This is a genomic window from Ochrobactrum sp. AN78, assembly GCF_029909885.1.
GTDB classification, from domain to species: Bacteria; Pseudomonadota; Alphaproteobacteria; order Rhizobiales; family Rhizobiaceae; genus Brucella; species Brucella quorumnocens.
Genome location: NZ_JASAMU010000010.1, coordinates 75,028 through 93,488, shown reverse-complemented (window position 1 = coordinate 93,488; position 18,461 = coordinate 75,028). Strand labels below are relative to the sequence as shown.

Sequence of the window (18,461 nt, the reverse complement as noted above, 5' to 3'; positions counted from 1 at the left end):
AATCAATTCTGGCCTGCGGCGATCTTCTGATCAAGCCCGAAGCGGTTCTCGATATATTCGGCAACCATCTTCTGGAAATCAGCGGCAATCTCAGGTCCGCGCAACGTCGTAACCTTCTTGCCATCGACAAAGACCGGTGCGGACGGCGTTTCGCCCGTGCCGGGAAGCGAGATGCCAATATCAGCATGTTTCGATTCGCCCGGACCGTTGACGATGCAGCCCATGACGGCGACCGAAAGCGATTCCACACCCGGATATTTCTCGCGCCAGACAGGCATACTGCGACGAATATCGTCCTGAATATTCTGCGCCAGTTCCTGAAACACGGTTGAGGTTGTGCGCCCACAACCGGGGCATGCTGCAACAATCGGAATAAACTGACGGAAACCCATGGTCTGCAGCAGTTCCTGTGCCACCTGCACTTCACGCGTGCGGTCACCGCCCGGCTCTGGCGTCAGCGAGATACGGATCGTATCGCCAATGCCCTGCTGAAGCAGAATACCCATGGCAGCCGACGAAGCGACAACGCCCTTGGTACCCATGCCCGCTTCGGTGAGGCCCAGATGCAGCGCGTGATCGGAGCGCTGTGCAAGCATTGTGTAAACGGCGATCAGATCCTGCACCTGACTGACCTTGGCCGACAGGATGATCTTGTCGCGGCTAAGACCGATTTCTTCTGCAAGATTTGCCGAAATCAGTGCCGACTGAACAATGGCTTCACGCATGACTTCCTGCGCGCTCAAAGGCGCACCCTCAGCCTGATTACGATCCATCAGCGTGGTCAGCAATTCCTGATCAAGCGAACCCCAGTTAACGCCGATACGGACAGGCTTGTCGTAGCGGATTGCCATTTCGACGATATCGGCGAACTGCTTGTCCTTCTTGTCCTTGAAGCCGACATTGCCCGGATTGATGCGATATTTTGCGAGCGCTTCCGCACAGGCCGGATGATCGGCGAGTAGCTTGTGGCCGATATAATGGAAGTCTCCGACCAGCGGCACATTCATACCGAGGCGTTCAAGACGTTCACGAATTTTTGGAACGGCAGCAGCGGATTCATCACGATCCACCGTGATGCGCACAATCTCGGAACCCGCGCGATGCAAGGCTGCAACCTGCGCTACTGTGCCATCGATATCAGCCGTATCGGTATTGGTCATCGACTGGACAACAACCGGTTCGCTGCCGCCAACGATAACTCCGCCAACGCTCACGCCAACGGATTGGCGACGGGGAAATGGATGCGAAAAATAGCTGACGGTCTCGGAAGACATTGTGCTCTGTTCTTTTGTCCTGCCGCAATTGCCGATGGAAACCATATTTCACGCATCGGGAACTGCTCTTGGTACGGGCCTGCTTTCAGGTGGCGTAGCAAGGCGCAATTGTCAACGCCTGACCGCCTCGCTTTGTTGTTATATAATCACTTGCCGACGCCTTGTCGCCTCCTCATTATACGAAGAATTCAAAGTGCATCCCGAAAAGTGTAAAGCGGTTTTCGGAAGAGTTGCGCGTCAAATGGGAGGAATTTAAACATGCCAAATGCGAATGCCCGCAAAACCGCGATTATCACCGGTTCCAATTCAGGCATCGGGCTTGGCATTGCCCACGCGCTTGCGGGCTCCGGGCACAATGTTGTGATCAACTCCTTCACGGACCGCAGCGAAGACCACGATTTGGCAAAAACAATCGCCGCAGAACATGGCGTAAGCGTGATCTATGTCAGCGCCGATATGTCCAAAGCTGATGACTGCCGAACGCTGATTGACAAGAGCGTGGAAGCCTTGGGCAGTGCCGATATCCTCGTCAACAATGCCGGCATCCAGCATGTGGCACCGGTCGAAGAGTTTCCGACCGAGCAATGGGACCGGATCATTGCGATCAACCTGACCTCGGCGTTCCACACGTCAGCGGCTGCAATTCCTCATATGAAGAAAGCTGGCTGGGGCCGGATCATCAACATCGCATCGGCCCATGGACTTGTCGCCTCGCCATTCAAATCGGCCTATGTGGCAGCAAAGCACGGTATTGTCGGCTTCACAAAAACGCTGGCACTTGAGCTTGCCCTTGACAGAATCACGGCCAATTCCATCTGCCCCGGCTATGTGCTGACCCCGCTTGTCGAAGCGCAAATCCCGGATCAGATGAAAGCCCATAACATGGATCGGGAAACAGTAATCCGCGAAGTCATGCTGGATAAACAGCCGACGAAGGAATTTGTGACCACCGCCCAGATCGGCGCGCTTGCAGCCTTCCTTGCAACGGACGCAGCAGCACAGATCAACGGTGCCGCCCTGCCAGTCGAGGGCGGCTGGACCGCTGAATAACGTCGAGCGATAACCGCTCGATGCATTTTTTCCATCGCATTATCCTGCGTAAAACCGCTTCGCACTTTTGTGGGAAATGCTTTTAGTGTGAACTATCCGCATACTTCGCCAGTCCTGAAAACGCGAGAACGACCAGCAACAGAACAGGCAGTGCCAAAAACACAATACTGAAACCGCTATGCTTGGCGACAAAGCCGATCAGCGAAGGCGCAACCAGCATACCGGAATAGCCCATGGTGGTGGCAATCGACAGGCCAACACTTGGATTGATGCCCGGCAGATTGCCGCCAATCGAGAAGGCTATCGGCACCATGTTGGAAATGCCGATACCGCAAATGGCAAAGCCAAAGATCACCGCGTAAGGATGGCTCGACAGTCCGACGATCACCATGCCGACAATCGCAATCGAAGTGCAGAAGCGTAGCGTGTTGATCGCGCCGAAACGGTCGCGGACGATATCGCCTGCAAAGCGCATGATCGCCATGGTCATGGAGAAAGCTGCGAAGCCAAAACCAGCGACCGTCACTGACGCACCCATTTCATCGCGCAGATAATATGCACCCCAGTCAAGTATCGCGCCCTCCGGGATCATCGAGAACAATGCGATAATGCCGACCAGCCATGGCAGCGCATTGCGCGGCAGCACCAGCTTCTGCTTCTCGCCGCTTGGATGATGAAACTTGTCCGCGACAATCGAAGGCCATGCAAAAACCAGCAATCCTGCTGCCACAACGGTCGCAATCAGCGCATGAATAGTCGAGCCGACATGCGCGATGAGAAAGCCACCAGTTGCTGCCCCAATCAGACCACCAAGACTCCAGAATGCATGACAGGACGACATGATGGCCCGGCGCATGTTCTTCTCAACGGCGACTGCATTGGCGTTCATTGCGACATCCATCGCACCGATCATGCCGCCAAAATAGAACATGACAATCACAGCTGTGACGATATTCGGCACAAGCGCAATAATCAGCAAAGCGGGGATAAGTCCGATTGCAAATAGCTTGACGACCGCGCCCGAACCGCGATGCGCAGACAGTGCACCGGCCACCGGCATCATCGACAGAGAGCCAACACCGAAGACGAGAATCATCAATCCCATACCACTGGTATCGAGCCCGAGACGCCCTGCAAATTCGGGAATTTTCGGTGCCCAGCCGCCAAAGATATAGCCATTCATCAAAAAGAGCAGCGCCACAGCGATACGCTCTCTGGTCACGATAGGCGCACGGTCATTCAGCACATCATTTCGTCCGGCAGTCTGTTCCATTTGGTCCTCAGTTACGGCCCTGTGCCGCGCATACTATGTTCAGGCCTAACGCCGTATAAGGCGCAAGCACATCTTCATCCACATCGTCTTCGACAACCATGACACTCACATCATCAAGTGAGACGACATCGTGAGCAGCAACCGTACCAAGCTTTTCTGTCGTGATAGCGAGGGCAACTTTACGGCTGCGACCTGCAATCACCCGCTTGAATTCTGCATCTTCAAGATGAAGCGCCGTTACACCTATTTCTGCAGCGATACCGCAGGCACCCAGCACGCAAAGATCAGGCCGCACCAGTTCTGCATCGCGCAGAGCACGGGCGCCAACAGCTGCACTGACGCGGCGATCGATAGGACCGCCTATCATGACCACATCAATGTTTTCTGATTGCAGAAGGATAGCAGCGATGGACGGCGTGTTGGTGACAATAGTCAGCGGATCGCCGCGATCCACCAGCAAACGGGCGAGGGCAAGGTTGGCTGACGACGAATCCAGAAACACTGTTGTATCCGGTTCGATCAATCCGGCCAAAGCCGTAGCAAGCGCTGCTTTCGCCTCTGGCCTTTCGCCATCGCGCTCAACAAGCGGCGCGTAAGAAGGTGCTGCCTTCAGTGCACCACCATAAACACGCTTGCAAAGACCTGCAGCCGCCATCTCGCGCAGATCGCGGCGGATCGTGTCTTCCGATACGCCAAAAGACTCAGCCAACTCACTCGCCAGCACACGCCCTGACTGGTCGAGCAGCGCCTGAATGTGCGCCTGTCTTTCATGCAATAAAAGCTCGGTCATAATCGCCTTCCTATTAACATGCATAAACACGCATGAATCGGTACAAACGTGCATACCAGATTTTTGTGATGACGCAAACCAAAACCAAAACGCCGCGCCCTTTGCAGGACGCGGCGTTGTTCGATCAGTAAAATAAGCGAGCTTAGTCGTTATAAACGATGAGCAAATCCTTCGCATCAATCTGCTCACCGGGGCGGACCAGAACTTCGGCAATTGCACCATCGCGTTCGGCACGAAGAGCCGTTTCCATCTTCATGGCTTCAATAGAAAGCAGCACATCGCCTGCCTTCACACTCTGCCCTTGCGAGACAGCAACAGTAGACACAACACCCGGCATCGGCGCGCCGACCTGTTTGTCATTGCCCAGTTCTGCCTTGCGCTTGACGCCACCTGACGCACCCTTGGCGCGGTTTGGCACCTTTACGCGGCGCGGCTGACCATTGAGCTCGAAGAACACGGTCACCATGCCCTTCTCATCCGTCTCGCTCATCGCCTGATTGACGATAACAAGCGTCTTGCCGCGCTCCAGATCAACGAAGACTTCTTCTTCTGGCTTCAGGCCATAGAAGTAAACAGGCGTTGGCAGAACACTGGTCGGGCCATAATTTTCCTGTGCCGCAGCATAGTCCGTGAAGACCTTTGGATACATCAGCGCGGAAGCAAATTCCTGATCGCTGATTTCACGGCCAACAGTCTCTTCAACCGACTTGCGTTCTGCATCAAGATCAGCAGCCGGAAGCAGCGAGCCCGGGCGCACAGTGAACGGCTTTTCGTCTTTCAGGATCTTCTTCTGAAGTGCCTTTGGCCAACCCGAAGGCGGCTGACCGAGATCACCGCGCATCATCGAAACAACCGAATCCGGGAAAGCAATGTCCTTGTCCGGGTTTTCGACATCTGCCGTGGTCAAGTCCTGAGAGACCATCATCAGCGCCATGTCTCCCACCACCTTGGAGGATGGTGTGACCTTGACGATATCGCCAAACATGCGGTTCACATTGGCGTAGGCTTGGGCCACTTCATGCCAGCGGGTTTCAAGGCCAAGCGAACGCGCCTGTTCTTTGAGGTTGGTGAACTGACCACCCGGCATTTCATGAAGATAAACTTCCGAAGCAGGTCCCTTGAGATCACTTTCAAAGGCCGCATACTGATTGCGCACTGCTTCCCAATAGAATGAAATGCGGCGGATCGTTTCCGTATCAAGACCCGGATCACGCTCCGTTCCATGCAGTGCTTCAACAATTGATCCCAAGCACGGCTGTGAGGTATTGCCGGAGAAGGCATCCATCGCCGCATCGACGGCATCGACACCTGCATCAACCGCTGCAAGCACCGTTGCCGCCGAAATACCCGACGTATCATGGGTGTGGAAATGGATCGGCAGATCGGTTTCTTCACGCAGCGCCTTGAAAAGCACACGTGCAGCCGCAGGCTTCAACAACCCCGCCATATCCTTCAGCGCAATGATATGCGCGCCGGCCTTTTCAACCTGCTTGGCCAGATCGACGTAATATTTAAGGTCGTATTTGGCGCGGTCCGGATTGAGAATATCGCCTGTATAGCAGATGGCTGCTTCGCAGAGCTTATCCTCTTCCAGAATAGCATCCATCGACACGCGCATGTTTTCAACCCAGTTGAGGCTGTCGAACACGCGGAAGATATCCATGCCGCCACGTGCAGCTTCACGCACGAAGTACTTCACCACATTGTCCGGGTAAGACTTGTAGCCAACGCCATTGGCGCCGCGCAGCAGCATTTGCAGCAAGATATTCGGCGCACCTTCGCGCACCATTGCCAGACGCTCCCACGGATCTTCCGTCAAGAAGCGCATCGACACGTCAAAGGTCGCACCACCCCAGCACTCAAGCGAGAAGAGGTTCGGCAGTGCTTGTGCATAGGCATTTGCCACACGCGCAATGTCATAGGTACGCACGCGGGTAGCTAGCAAAGACTGATGGCCATCACGCATCGTCGTGTCGGTCATGAGAACGCGCTTTTCATTACGCATCCATTCGGCAAACTTTTTCGGCCCAAGCTTGTCGAGCAACTGCTTGGTGCCATCCACTACCGGACGATCACCAAACCACGGCAATACCGGCGTTGCGGCATCTTTCGACGGCTCGGCGCGACCCTTGGTTTCCGGGTGACCATTGACGGTCACATCAGCCACATAGGTCAAAAGCTTGGTCGCACGATCCTGACGCTTCATATGGGTGAAAAGTTCAGGCGTCGTGTCGATAAAGCGCGTTGTATAGTCATTCGCCAGGAAGCTTGGGTGATTGATAATCGCTTCCACGAAAGTAAGGTTCGTGGCAACGCCGCGAATGCGGAACTCGCGCAGCGCGCGATCCATACGGCGGATCGCTTCAAGCGGTGTCGAACCAGAAGCTGTCACCTTCACCAGCAGCGGATCATAATAGCGGGTAATGACCGCACCCGAATAAGCCGTGCCGCCGTCAAGGCGAATGCCGAAACCCGATGCCGAGCGATAGGCCTGAATGCGACCATAGTCAGGAATGAAGTTGTGCTCAGGGTCTTCAGTCGTAATACGGCACTGCAGCGCATGACCGTTGAGACGAATATCTTTCTGCTCAGGCACACCCGATTCTGGCGTACCAATCGCAAAACCTTCCAGAATATGGATCTGCGCCTTGACGATATCGATGCCCGTCACTTCTTCCGTAACGGTATGCTCGACCTGAATACGCGGGTTCACTTCGATGAAGTAGAACTTGCCCGTATCGGCATCCATCAGGAATTCGACCGTGCCAGCACCGATGTAATCGGTTGCGTGCGCAATCTTGAGCGCATGTCCGGCCAGTTCCTGACGCTGCGCATCATTGAGATAAGGCGCAGGCGCACGCTCCACCACTTTCTGATTACGGCGCTGGATCGAACAATCACGCTCATAAAGATGAACCGCATTGCCATGCGTATCACCCAAAATCTGCACTTCGACGTGACGCGCACGTTCGACGAGCTTTTCGAGATAGACTTCATCCTTGCCGAACGCTGCCTTGGCTTCGCGCTTGGCTTCCGTCACTTCACGCGCCAGATCTTCCTCGGCACGGATCGCACGCATACCGCGACCACCACCGCCCCATGACGCTTTCAGCATCAAAGGATAACCGATCTTGGCCGCAAGCTTCTTTACTTCTGCTATATCGTCTGGCAGCGGATCAGTTGCAGGTACAACCGGAACGCCAATCTCGATCGCGAGATTGCGCGCGGCCACCTTGTTGCCAAGACGACGCATGGTTTCAGGCTTCGGGCCAATGAAGATAATACCGTTTTCAGCACAAGCATCGGCAAACTCAGGGCTTTCCGACAACAAGCCATAGCCCGGATGAATGGCATCCGCGCCCGAAATCTTGGCTACGCGGATCACTTCATCAATCGACAGATAGCTTTCGATTGGCCCAAGATCGCGCTCCAGATGCGGTCCGCGACCGACCTGATAGCTCTCATCCGCTTTAAAACGATGCAGCGAAAGTTTGTCTTCCTCAGCCCATATCGCAACCGTTTTTATGCCAAGCTCGTTGGCTGCACGGAACACGCGGATGGCAATCTCTGAACGATTGGCGACCAGTATTTTACGTATGGACAAGGCAGGTCTCCCAGGCTGCAATGAAAAATGTGCCTTTGCTTAACCCGCAAAATGGGCCAGCGCAAACAAACTGTGCAATCAGGAGATAAAAACAGAATGCCCGACCAAAAGTCGGGCAATCTGCTGAAATTTAAAGCAAAATATGCTAATATATGAGGCAATCTGCACAATGTTACTGAATAAATAATACATTCAGCTAGCTGAACACTGTTCAGCACCCCATCAGGCGGTTGAGTCTGCCTCAATCAGCCTTATTTCTTCTGGAAGTAGTTATACTTGCCGTCATCTCCCTTGCGCCACTCAAACATGACATAAGGCGAAAGGCTTGGATCACCCTTTGCATCATAGGATACATCGCCCAGCACGGTCTTGAACGGACCTTTGCTCTTCATGGCTTCGGCAACTGACTGCGGGTCATTGTTTCCGGCCGCATTGGCCGCATCCACCAGCGATTGAACACCCGCATATGCATAGAAGGTGTAGGCCTCAGGCTCAAACCCCTTGTCGCGGAACGCCTTGATCAGATCGGCATTGGCTGCGTCGTCACGCGGATCTGGACCAAATGTGTTCAGAACACCCGACACTGCATCACCAGCGATAGAGGCCAGTTCGTTCGACACGATGCCATCACCCGAAATGAACTGAGCCTTCAGGCCCTGATCAGCCATCTGGCGGATAATCAGGCCTGCTTCCGGATGCATGCCGCCCCAATAAACGGCAGTGATGCCTGAGGCCTTCATCTTGGAGATCAGAGCCGAGAAATCCTTGTCACCCTGATTGATGCCTTCGTAGAGCGTCTCTTCCTTGCCATTGGCATTAAGTGACTTCTTCGTTTCATCGGCAAGACCCTGACCATAAGGCGTCTTGTCGTGCAGAATTGCGACTTTGCCGTCCTTGTAATTGTCAGCAATGTACTTGCCCGCAACGATGCCCTGCTGGTCGTCGCGACGGCAGGTGCGGAAAGTGTTCCACAATTCCCGCTCGGTGAAGGTCGGATTGGTGGTGCCTGGCGCAATCATCAGTACGCCGTTTTCAGCATAAATATCCGATGTCGGAATGCTGACACCCGAATTGAAATGACCAATTACGAATTGCACGCCATCGCCGACGAACTTATTTGCAACCGAAATACCCTGACGTGGGTCGGCAGCATCGTCGCCATAAACGATGGTGATCTGCTCTCCATTCATGCCGCCCTTAGCATTTGCTTCTGCGACAGCCGCTTCAACGCCACGCTTGATCTGATCGCCGTAGGCAGCCTGACCGCCGGTCAAGGGCGCACCAACGCCCAGCTGCACATCAGCGAAAGACGCTCCGCCCATCGCGACAAGAGCAGAAAAGCACACGCCACAGAATAAGGACTTCTTCATTTCAATTACTCCCATTAGAGCGCCCCCGAAAACAGTGAAACGGCTTTCGGAAAAGATGCGCGTAAACTCAAAATGTCAGAGCGTTGCGCTGTCTTAATCAGATCGCGACATGCCCTCACCCCTCCTCCAGGGAACAAATTGCTCACCGTGGTTTACACCGAACAATATCGTTGTGATAGGTAGAATGGCTTATGTTGCGCTTGTCTACCCACATTATTATCTAATTATGATGCTTTTTTCGCATGACTTCATGCGACTATAGATTTTATGAAATAAAAATGCCCGGCACATGTCCGGGCATTCTTTAGCTTAACGCAACAATGCTGAATGAATATTACTGCTGAATGTAATTATATTTCCCGTCAGCACCCTTTTCCCACTTATACATTACGTAACCTGGGAGTTTGGGGTCACCCTTCTCATCATAAGCAAGGTCGCCCAGAACGGTTGGGAATGGCCCCTTTTCTCGCAGAGCCTTGGCAATTTCCTGTGGGTCATTGCTGCCAGCAGCCTTAGCTGCGCCTGCCAGCGACTGCACCGCTGCATAGGAGTAGAGCGTATAGGCTTCTGGTTCAAAGCCAGCATCGCGGAACTTCTTGACGAGTTCAGCATTGGCTGGGGCGTTACGTGGGTCCGGACCAAACGTGTTCAGCGTACCTTCAACAGCAGGACCTGCGATCGAAGCCAGTTCGTTCGACACGATACCGTCGCCCGAGATGAACTGGGCTTTCAGACCCTGATCAGCGAGCTGACGGATGATGAGACCAGCTTCTGGGTGGAGACCACCCCAGTAAACAACCGTCACACCAGCCTGCTTCATCTTGGCGATAAGAGCGGAGAAGTCTTTTTCACCGACGTTTACGCCTTCATAAAGTGCTTCTTTTGCGCCAAGTTCGTTAAGCTTCTTCTTGGTTTCGTCGGCAAGACCCTGACCATAAGGTGTCTTGTCATGGATCACAGCAATCTTGGCATCTTTGAAGTTGTCGAAGATATACTGACCGGCAACGATGCCCTGCTGATCGTCACGGCCGCAGGTACGGAACGTGTTCCACAGACCGCGTTCTGTATAGACCGGGTTGGTTGCTGCCGGTGAAATTTCGAGAATGCCGTTTTCAGCATAGACTTCAGATGCCGGGATCGAAACACCGGAGTTGAAGTGGCCGATAACGTATTTTACGCCGTCAGCAGCGAACTTGTTGGCAACCGAAATGCCCTGCTTCGGATCCGAAACGTCATCACCGAGCGAGATCGCGATCTTTTCGCCATTGATGCCGCCGGCATCGTTGATTTCCTTGACTGCCGCTTCAGCACCCTTTTGAATCTGAGCACCATAAACAGCATTTGGACCGGTCAGCGGTGCGCCGATGCCCAACAGTACATCTGCCCAAGCCGAGCCACTGAAAGCCATCACCGCTGCAAGAGCAACGCCTGAGAAAAGCGATTTCTTCATTACTTGAACTCCCGATTATAGTTACCCCGAAACGATGTTTTTGCATCGCCTTATTATCTTGCTGATTAGCCAGCAATATCTACGCTGAACCTGTTTTTCAGCGTGATCTTTTTAAAAAAGCTCCGCCGCGTAACGGCGAAGCTTTGAATTATTTTGCCTTCCAGCTGAGAGGCGAAGCTTTTTCATAAAGCCAGTTATACTGGCGCACCATTTGCTTGGTGCGGGTATAACGAAACCCGACCGTGCCGATGATCATCAGCACAATCACATCAACCAGATAATAGTGCAGCGAAAGCAGCGTGCCTTCAAACAAGGCATAATGGATGAACCGGACCGCTGCACCCAAAGGGATGAGATAGAGCAGCAGCTGCGGATAAGTCCGCCAGGTCTGCGCACAGGCACGACCGGTCATCCAGGCCGCCCAACCGCCCAGAAGACAGGTGATGAGAAAAAACAACCAGAATGACGGTTCTTCGTAGAGAATTCCCTGCATGATTTTTCTCCTTAATGCCTTCCGCCTTCGAGATAGGCAGCACGCACTTCCGGGTCAGCCAGCAGTTCGCGGCCCGCGCCGCTCATCGTGATTGATCCATTGACCATAACATAGCCGCGATCCGCGAGCTTCAGCGCACCAAAGGCATTCTGTTCGACGAGAAACACGGTCAAGCCCTGCGTACGGTTAAGTTCCTTGATCGCCTCAAAGATCTGCTTGACGATCAGTGGAGCAAGGCCCAGCGACGGTTCATCAAGAAGCAGAAGCTTCGGACGCGCCATCAGTGCACGGGCAATTGCCAGCATCTGCTGCTCGCCACCTGAAAGAGTCCCGCCACGCTGTGTGATACGCTCTTTCAGACGCGGAAATAGATCGAACATCAGCGCAACATCTTCTTCGAAATATTGCTGGTGATCGAGGCTGGCGCCCATCTGAAGGTTTTCAAGAACAGTCATGCGCGGGAAGATACGGCGACCTTCCGGCGACTGCGCGATCCGGAGCTTTGCGATCTCATGTGGCGGCATCGACGTGATGTCTTTGCCTCCGAAGAGAATACGGCCTGTGCTCGCACGCGGGGAACCGAAGATGGTCATCATCAGCGTGGACTTGCCAGCACCGTTGGCGCCAATAAGCGCTACGATTTCACCTTCGTTGACAGTCAGGTCGATACCCTTGAGCGCACGGATGTTGCCGTAATAGGTCTCGACCTTTTCGACGGCCAGAAGCGGTTGCTTTATTTGCATGGTTTCAGCCGTCATTATTCAGCTCCCTTCTTGGGCTTTGCCGGAGCTTTGGCGCTCTTTGTGCCTTTCGGGGTTCTGGCTACCTTTGCGGGAGCAGTCTTATGGCTCGTTGGAACATCACCGGCTTCAACACGCGCTGAAAACTCGGTTGCCTGACCAGAAGCAAGCTCGGTTGCCTGCCCCACCCAGTCTTCGCGGGAAATGCGACCGTCGAACTCGAGATAGGTTTCAGCCTGAACGATGTCGGCTTCAGTCCAGGCAGCAATCTGATCGAAATGATAGATGCCGTGCTCGTTGAGCTTCTTCTCGTTGACTGCACCGATGCCCTTGATGAGCGTCAGATTGTCAGGCTTCCCGTCACGCGCGGCTGCCAATCCGCCTGCAAAACGAACAGCTTCCTCAGCTTTTTCTTCCTCAATTGCCTCTACGGCAAGCTGAGTTGCGATAAAGTCTGCAGGATCGCCGGTACCCGGCTTGTCAGCTTCTTCGATCAGCTCGGCAATCTCATCATCATCGACACCAAGATAAGCTGCAATAACGCGTGGATCGTTACGCACTTTCTCCGGCGAACCGTCAGAAATCTTTGTGCCATATTCAAGTACGATCACGTGATCGGAAATTTCCATAACCACCGACATATCGTGTTCGATCAACAGGATCGACGTACCCGTTTCCTTACGGATATCGAGCAGCAGCTTGTTGAGTTCAGCTGATTCTCGCGGATTAAGACCAGCCGCAGGCTCATCAAGGCATAAGATTTCGGGTTCGGTGCACATGGCACGGGCGATTTCCAAGCGACGCTGATCGCCGTAAGGCAGATCACCGGCCGGATCGTCCGCACGATCAATGAGGTTGATCTTTTCGAGCCAGTAACGGGCTTTTTCAACCGCTTGCTTGGCAGCCTTCTTGTAGCCCGGCAGCCCAAGAAGTCCGAGGATCGTATAGCCCGAGGAGCGCATCAGCGTGTTGTGCTGTGCGACAAGGAGGTTTTCCAGAACTGTCAGACCTGAGAACAGGCGGATGTTCTGGAATGTACGGGCGACACGTGCCACTTGCGTGATCTTGAAATCAGGCAAGCGTTCTAGAAGGAACTTCTCGCCGGTATTACGGTTCATCGTCAGCATACCGCCGGTCGGCTTGTAGAAGCCGGTGATGCAGTTGAAGACAGTCGTCTTGCCCGCACCGTTCGGACCGATGATCGCCGTGATGTCCCCGCGCTTCACATCGAAGCTCAGATCATTGATTGCGACGAGACCGCCAAAGCGCATCGACAGATGCTCAACTGTAAGAATGGTGTCTTTCGAACCATTGCCAGCCATATTTTTTGTCTCCGCCATCAGCCATGCCCTTCCTTGGTAAAGGCACCCGACACCATCTTCTTCTCGTTAAGGAACGCGCTTGGTTCTCGGCTTCCGACAAATCCGCGTGGTTTCCAGACCATGACAACCACCATGGCAAGGCCGAAGATCAGCATGCGGTAAAGTTCAGGCGTGAAATTTGGACCGAAGATGGCCTTAAGGAAGCCCATCTCGCGCAGGATTTCCGTGCCACCGATCATCGCAATCGCAGCAATGGCGATACCGACAAGCGACCCCATGCCACCCAGAACGACGATGGCGAGAATGACAGCGGACTCAAGGAACACGAATGATTCAGGGCTTACGAAGCCCTGACGGGCAGCAAAGAAGGAACCGGCGAAACCACCGAACATCGCACCCGTCGCAAAGGCGGTGAGTTTGGTCGTGGTGGTGTTGATCCCGAGCGAACGGCAAGCGATTTCATCTTCACGCAGTGCTTCCCATGCACGACCCACAGGCATGCGGCGAAGACGGATCGTGACCAGAGCCGTGATCAGGGCGAGAATGAGGATCACATAGTAAAGGAAGAACTTGTAGTGGGCGGCCGAGAAGGTCAGACCGAAATATGCTGCGAAGCCATCCTTGCTGGCATTGAAAGGCAGACCAAAAAAGGTTGCCTTGGCAATGCCGGAAATACCGAACGTTCCTTTGGTCAGATCCGTCCAGTTTATCAACACAAGCCGGATGATTTCACCGAATGCCAGCGTCACGATAGCCAGATAGTCTCCGCGCAGACGCAAGACCGGGAAACCCAGGATAACGCCCCACGTTGCAGCCAGAATGCCTGCAATCGGCAACAGCATCCAGAAGGACAGGCCGAAATAAGAAGAGAGCAGCGCGTAGGAATAAGCACCCACCGCGTAAAAAGCGACGTACCCCAGATCGAGTAGGCCAGCGAGGCCAACCACGATATTCAAGCCCCATGCTAGCATCACATAGATAAGGATCTGAACGCCAAAGTTATCGACCCACTTAAGCGATCCCTGCCAACCAAGCATGCTGACGATCAGGATCGGGTAAACGAAGAGAAACACGACGCCGAACTGCGAAAAATGCCTGCGGAAGAAAGACGGGCTTCCGGCTACAACCGTCGGGCGGCTCGCTTTCGCAAACTTTCGTGCTTCAAGCCAGGGCTGCAGGAAGGCGATAAAGCCAAAGCGCCCGAAAGCAGCCATCGCAACGAGGATCGCGAGCGCTCCCCAACGCTGCTGCAGCACCAGCTCATTGTTGATATTCTGTTCGGTTTTAAAACCGACGATCAGAATGAAAAGCCCCAATGCCACAAGACCGGCAATGAACCCTTCACGAATAGCCCGGGCAAAAAGGGAATCCGGGCGTGAACCTGTTTGTACGGCCATGATTACACCTTTTCGACTTCAGGACGGCCAAGAATGCCGGACGGCATGAAGATGAGAACGATGGCAAGGATCGAGAACGCAGCAACATCCTTGTAATCGATCGAGAAATAAGCCGACCACAATGCCTCAATGAGACCGATCAGCAGACCACCGACAACAGCACCCGGCAGTGAGCCAATCCCACCCAGAACAGCAGCAGTGAACGCCTTGACGCCGGGGATGAACCCGTCAGCAAACGAAATCACGCCGTAGAAGGAGAGATAAAGCGTACCAGCAACAGCAGCCAACATCGCACCCATAACGAAGGTCAGCGAAATCACGCGGTCGACATTGATGCCGAGAAGTGCCGCCATCTTACGATCTTGTTCACAGGCACGCTGCGCACGCCCAAGCGATGTACGGTTGACGATATACCAGAAGATCGTCAGCAGAACCGCCGTCACCACAATGACCACAATCTGCTTAAGCGAGATCGTCACATCGGTTCCAAAGATACTGTAGGAGCCGTTGAGCAACTGTGGCACCGGCTTGTTGCGCGGTCCCTGCGTCACTTGAACGAAGTTGGACAATGCAATGGACATACCGATTGCTGTAATCAACGGCGCCAAGCGAAACGACCCACGCAGAGGCCGGTAGGCCGCCCGTTCGATCGTCCAACTCCAGAGCCCCGTCAGCACCATTGCGACAACCATCATAAGAAGCAGCATGAGCGCGATCGGCAGCGCTCCTATGAATGTTGTGATGATTAGAAAAACAATCAGCGCCATAAAGGCGCCGAGCATAAAGACATCGCCATGCGCAAAGTTGATCATGCCGATAATGCCGTAGACCATCGTATAGCCGATGGCGATCAGGCCATAGATCGACCCGAGCGCAAGCCCGTTGATCACCTGCTGGAAGAAATATTCCATCTAGAAGCCACCCATTTTACTCTACCCGGTTTTATTGCCGCATCATTATTTCGTGCGACTTCATTTTTTCCCGGATAATTACACCTAACGGCTGTATAAAGGAATGCAAGCCCCTTTTGTCTCAGACAAAAGACTAATGACTTCCTTCCTCCACAAACTAGTTATGTCCCCTAAGAAGGGCCCTGTATATATTTTTTTCTCCTACCCAGGGCCGTTTATTCCATAGTTTCCCCACTGCGTCACAGACAAAAAATAGGGAGTTTCCCCCTATTTTTGCCTACCGTACCGGTTTTACGCAACAGTAAATCCGTGCGCAAACGGATCGCGGTCATCAATGAAGATGGTATTGTAGCCTGTCATGCGTGCCCAACCAGCAATGGACGGGATGATTCCGCTGCCTCCAGCCACTTCCACAGCACGCTCCACCCGACCGTGAAACAGCGATCCAATGATGGATTCATGCACGAAATCATCACCTGGTTTCAGCTTTCCTTTGGCCGCTAGCTGCGCCATTCGGGCCGAAGTGCCGGTGCCGCAAGGCGAACGATCAATCGCTTTGTCACCATAGAAAACTGCGTTGCGTGCGTGAGCTTCAGGGTGCGTCGGCTTTCCCGTCCAGAGAATATGTGTCAGACGATTGATGTCCAGCAGCTCAGGGTGCTGGAAATTATATTTCTCGTTCAAACGCTCGCGCAGCACCGGGCTCCAGGCAATGAACTGCAACGCGGAATAATCTTGCATGTCCGTGTAATTTTCTTGCGGCTCAACAATTGCGTAGAAGTTTCCGCCATATGCGACATCTACTTTGAGAGGCCCCAGATCGGGGCATTCCACTTCCAGCCCTTCCGCATAAAGGAAGGCCGGAACATTGGTGAGACGGACGCGGTCCACATATTGACCGTTCTGCTCATATTCAATGGACACAAGCCCCGCAGGCGTATCTAGATTGAGCTTTCCTGGCGTCTTGGGCGTCACAAGCCCCTGCTCGATCGCCATGGTCACGGTGCCGATGGTACCATGGCCACACATCGGCAAGCAGCCCGACGTTTCAATAAACAACACCGCCACATCGCAATCCGGACGTGTCGGTGGATAGAGGATGGAGCCAGACATCATGTCATGTCCGCGTGGCTCGAACATGAGACCAGTGCGGATCCAATCATACTCGCGCAAGAAATGTGCGCGCTTTTCCATCATGTTGGAACCTTCAAGGTTCGGGCCACCGCCGGCCACCAGACGTACTGGGTTACCGCATGTGTGTCCGTCGATGCAAAAGAAAGAATGTCTTGCCATGGTGGTCAGTTCCGAAAACGTTGTGGCTTGAATGGTTCAATATTGATGACAGGCGCAAAACCTGTGATGAGATCACAGATAATTCTCCCTGTCGCTGCCGATTGTGTGAGACCCAGATGACCATGGCCGAAACCATAGTAAATATTGCCACCTGAGGATGCGCGGCCGATAACTGGCATGGAATCGGGCAGCGAAGGACGATAGCCCATCCACTGTCGCCCGCCCTCTGTCTTCAGTCCCGGCAAAAACATCGAGGCTTTTTTCAGCATCGCAGCTGAGCGCGCAAAGTTTGGCGGCAATTGAAGGCCTCCAAATTCGACAGCACCACCCACGCGCAAACCCGTTGCCATTGGCGTGATGACGAAGCCATGACCGGGAAAAGTCAGCTGCCGCTTCACATCGAAACTGCCAACCGGCAGTGTCGTATTATAGCCGCGCTCCGTATCGAGAGGCACCGCATCGCCAAACCCTTGGGCGATATCCTTCGACCACGCACCCGCCATAAGCACAAGGTGCGATGCGTTGATTTCCGTACCATCATCAAGGCGAACAGCCGCACCATCATTGCGCTTTTGTGCATTTACCACCTTCGCCTGCAGGAAGCGCGCACCTTTACTCTCCGCATAGGCCCAGATGGCCTGACCGAACAGTTTTGGATCGCTGACATTTTTCCAGCCGGGAACAAAGGTGCCAGCCACAAATCGCGCATCAAGACCCGGCTGCAATTCCTTCAATCGGCTCGCGCGTACATGTTCATAAGCAATACCGGCCTTCTCACGCACATCCCATCCGGGTTGCGACGCAGCAAGCTCTGTTTCGCTTTCATAAAGTTCAAGATTTCCGTCTTCTCGCAGACAATCGCGCAGACCAGCACGATCAATCAGCCCGAGCATCTCGCTCTCGGCAAGGCGCATCATATTGCCCTGAGCGACTGTCGTCTTTTCAAGCGCTTCCACACTGCTCGCACGCCAGAAACGGTAAAGCCAAGGGATCATTTTCGGGAAGTAGGAAGGCCGGATCGAAAACGGCCCAAGAGGATCCATCAGCCAACCGGGAACCTTGCGCATGACGCCTTTGGATGCCATTGGTAGAATATCGGAAAATGCAAGGGCGGCGGCATTGCCGGAACTTGTTTCCTCGCAGATACCGCTGCGGTCGATCACAAGAACATCGCGACCTTTTTCGGCCAGTAATGCAGCGGTGGCCACACCCACGATCCCGCCTCCAACGATGACGATGTCGTGTTGCCCCTTTGGATCAGAATTCATAAATGCACGGCTCCCGACCGGTCTGCTAATATTCGCCTCAGCTTACAACTTTGATCTATTTTCGCGCATTTCGCACCGGTTCTGTCCATCCATTTTTTGGAATGACACCATGCCAAAAGCTCGCTATCGATGATAATCGCTCAGTATCGGTATTCTTGCTATTTTTGCGACGGCATAGCGCTCTTCATTGATATATCACAGATATATCTGTAAGGTTCAAACCTGT

Annotated in this window: 14 protein-coding genes; 1 reads left to right on the top strand and 13 read right to left on the bottom strand. The window is 53.7% G+C overall.

The window, feature by feature from the left end:
- Window positions 1-2: 2 nt before the first annotated feature.
- A complete protein-coding gene (gene ispG, locus QBD00_RS17585) occupies window positions 3-1,274 on the bottom strand; it encodes a flavodoxin-dependent (E)-4-hydroxy-3-methylbut-2-enyl-diphosphate synthase (RefSeq protein WP_318580128.1) in 1,272 nt (423 codons plus the stop codon).
- A gap of 258 nt (window positions 1,275-1,532) precedes the next feature.
- Here ispG and QBD00_RS17580 point away from each other — a divergent pair, with 258 nt between their 5' ends.
- Complete coding sequence (locus QBD00_RS17580) at window positions 1,533-2,324, top strand: 3-hydroxybutyrate dehydrogenase (protein WP_318580127.1); 792 nt, start codon at window positions 1,533-1,535, stop codon at window positions 2,322-2,324.
- 82 nt (window positions 2,325-2,406) lie between these two features.
- Here QBD00_RS17580 and QBD00_RS17575 read toward each other — a convergent pair whose 3' ends face one another.
- From QBD00_RS17575 to QBD00_RS17520, 12 genes are all read right to left on the bottom strand, one after another.
- Entirely contained in the window at window positions 2,407-3,597 is a 1,191-nt protein-coding gene (locus QBD00_RS17575) for an MFS transporter (protein WP_318580126.1), read from the bottom strand.
- A 7-nt stretch (window positions 3,598-3,604) separates the two neighbouring features.
- A complete protein-coding gene (locus QBD00_RS17570; RefSeq protein WP_191793439.1) occupies window positions 3,605-4,411 on the bottom strand; it encodes a DeoR/GlpR family DNA-binding transcription regulator in 807 nt (268 codons plus the stop codon).
- A gap of 118 nt (window positions 4,412-4,529) precedes the next feature.
- Complete coding sequence (gene pyc, locus QBD00_RS17565) at window positions 4,530-7,991, bottom strand: pyruvate carboxylase (RefSeq protein WP_095447383.1); 3,462 nt, start codon at window positions 7,989-7,991, stop codon at window positions 4,530-4,532.
- Between the two features lie 251 nt (window positions 7,992-8,242).
- On the bottom strand, window positions 8,243-9,361 hold the full coding sequence (locus tag QBD00_RS17560; RefSeq protein WP_095447384.1) for a branched-chain amino acid ABC transporter substrate-binding protein: 1,119 nt from the start codon (window positions 9,359-9,361) through the stop codon (window positions 8,243-8,245).
- Window positions 9,362-9,695: 334 nt separating this feature from the next.
- On the bottom strand, window positions 9,696-10,811 hold the full coding sequence (locus QBD00_RS17555; RefSeq protein ID WP_095447385.1) for a branched-chain amino acid ABC transporter substrate-binding protein: 1,116 nt from the start codon (window positions 10,809-10,811) through the stop codon (window positions 9,696-9,698).
- Between the two features lie 148 nt (window positions 10,812-10,959).
- A complete protein-coding gene (locus QBD00_RS17550; protein ID WP_024895786.1) occupies window positions 10,960-11,304 on the bottom strand; it encodes a DUF6867 family protein in 345 nt (114 codons plus the stop codon).
- Window positions 11,305-11,315: 11 nt separating this feature from the next.
- Window positions 11,316-12,062 (bottom strand): ABC transporter ATP-binding protein, encoded by a 747-nt coding sequence (locus tag QBD00_RS17545; protein ID WP_318580125.1) that lies wholly within the window; start codon window positions 12,060-12,062, stop codon window positions 11,316-11,318.
- The gene (locus tag QBD00_RS17540; protein ID WP_318580158.1) at window positions 12,062-13,366 is read right to left on the bottom strand and encodes an ATP-binding cassette domain-containing protein; all 1,305 of its coding nucleotides are present in this window, start codon (window positions 13,364-13,366) and stop codon (window positions 12,062-12,064) included. Before QBD00_RS17540 ends, QBD00_RS17545 begins: the two co-directional genes overlap by 1 nt.
- Before the next feature lie 17 nt (window positions 13,367-13,383).
- Complete coding sequence (gene livM / locus QBD00_RS17535; RefSeq protein WP_318580124.1) at window positions 13,384-14,763, bottom strand: high-affinity branched-chain amino acid ABC transporter permease LivM; 1,380 nt, start codon at window positions 14,761-14,763, stop codon at window positions 13,384-13,386.
- A gap of 2 nt (window positions 14,764-14,765) precedes the next feature.
- The gene (locus QBD00_RS17530; RefSeq protein WP_094505617.1) at window positions 14,766-15,674 is read right to left on the bottom strand and encodes a branched-chain amino acid ABC transporter permease; all 909 of its coding nucleotides are present in this window, start codon (window positions 15,672-15,674) and stop codon (window positions 14,766-14,768) included.
- Window positions 15,675-15,965: 291 nt separating this feature from the next.
- Window positions 15,966-16,967 carry a 4-hydroxyproline epimerase gene (locus tag QBD00_RS17525; protein ID WP_318580123.1) on the bottom strand — a complete coding sequence of 334 codons (1,002 nt, stop codon included), beginning with the start codon at window positions 16,965-16,967 and terminating at the stop codon, window positions 15,966-15,968.
- 5 nt (window positions 16,968-16,972) lie between these two features.
- On the bottom strand, window positions 16,973-18,235 hold the full coding sequence (locus QBD00_RS17520; protein ID WP_095447389.1) for an NAD(P)/FAD-dependent oxidoreductase: 1,263 nt from the start codon (window positions 18,233-18,235) through the stop codon (window positions 16,973-16,975).
- Window positions 18,236-18,461: the final 226 nt, after the last annotated feature.

Coding starts and splice junctions, on each gene's coding strand:
- QBD00_RS17550 (WP_024895786.1), bottom strand. CDS start 11,304: ATGCAGGGAATTCTCTACGAAGAACCGTCATTCTGGTTGTTTTTTCTC.
- QBD00_RS17555 (WP_095447385.1), bottom strand. CDS start 10,811: ATGAAGAAATCGCTTTTCTCAGGCGTTGCTCTTGCAGCGGTGATGGCT.
- QBD00_RS17545 (WP_318580125.1), bottom strand. CDS start 12,062: ATGACGGCTGAAACCATGCAAATAAAGCAACCGCTTCTGGCCGTCGAA.
- ispG (WP_318580128.1), bottom strand. CDS start 1,274: ATGTCTTCCGAGACCGTCAGCTATTTTTCGCATCCATTTCCCCGTCGC.
- QBD00_RS17570 (WP_191793439.1), bottom strand. CDS start 4,411: ATGCATGTTAATAGGAAGGCGATTATGACCGAGCTTTTATTGCATGAA.
- QBD00_RS17540 (WP_318580158.1), bottom strand. CDS start 13,366: ATGGCTGGCAATGGTTCGAAAGACACCATTCTTACAGTTGAGCATCTG.
- QBD00_RS17575 (WP_318580126.1), bottom strand. CDS start 3,597: ATGGAACAGACTGCCGGACGAAATGATGTGCTGAATGACCGTGCGCCT.
- QBD00_RS17520 (WP_095447389.1), bottom strand. CDS start 18,235: ATGAATTCTGATCCAAAGGGGCAACACGACATCGTCATCGTTGGAGGC.
- QBD00_RS17580 (WP_318580127.1), top strand. CDS start 1,533: ATGCCAAATGCGAATGCCCGCAAAACCGCGATTATCACCGGTTCCAAT.
- QBD00_RS17560 (WP_095447384.1), bottom strand. CDS start 9,361: ATGAAGAAGTCCTTATTCTGTGGCGTGTGCTTTTCTGCTCTTGTCGCG.
- QBD00_RS17525 (WP_318580123.1), bottom strand. CDS start 16,967: ATGGCAAGACATTCTTTCTTTTGCATCGACGGACACACATGCGGTAAC.
- livM (WP_318580124.1), bottom strand. CDS start 14,763: ATGGCCGTACAAACAGGTTCACGCCCGGATTCCCTTTTTGCCCGGGCT.
- QBD00_RS17530 (WP_094505617.1), bottom strand. CDS start 15,674: ATGGAATATTTCTTCCAGCAGGTGATCAACGGGCTTGCGCTCGGGTCG.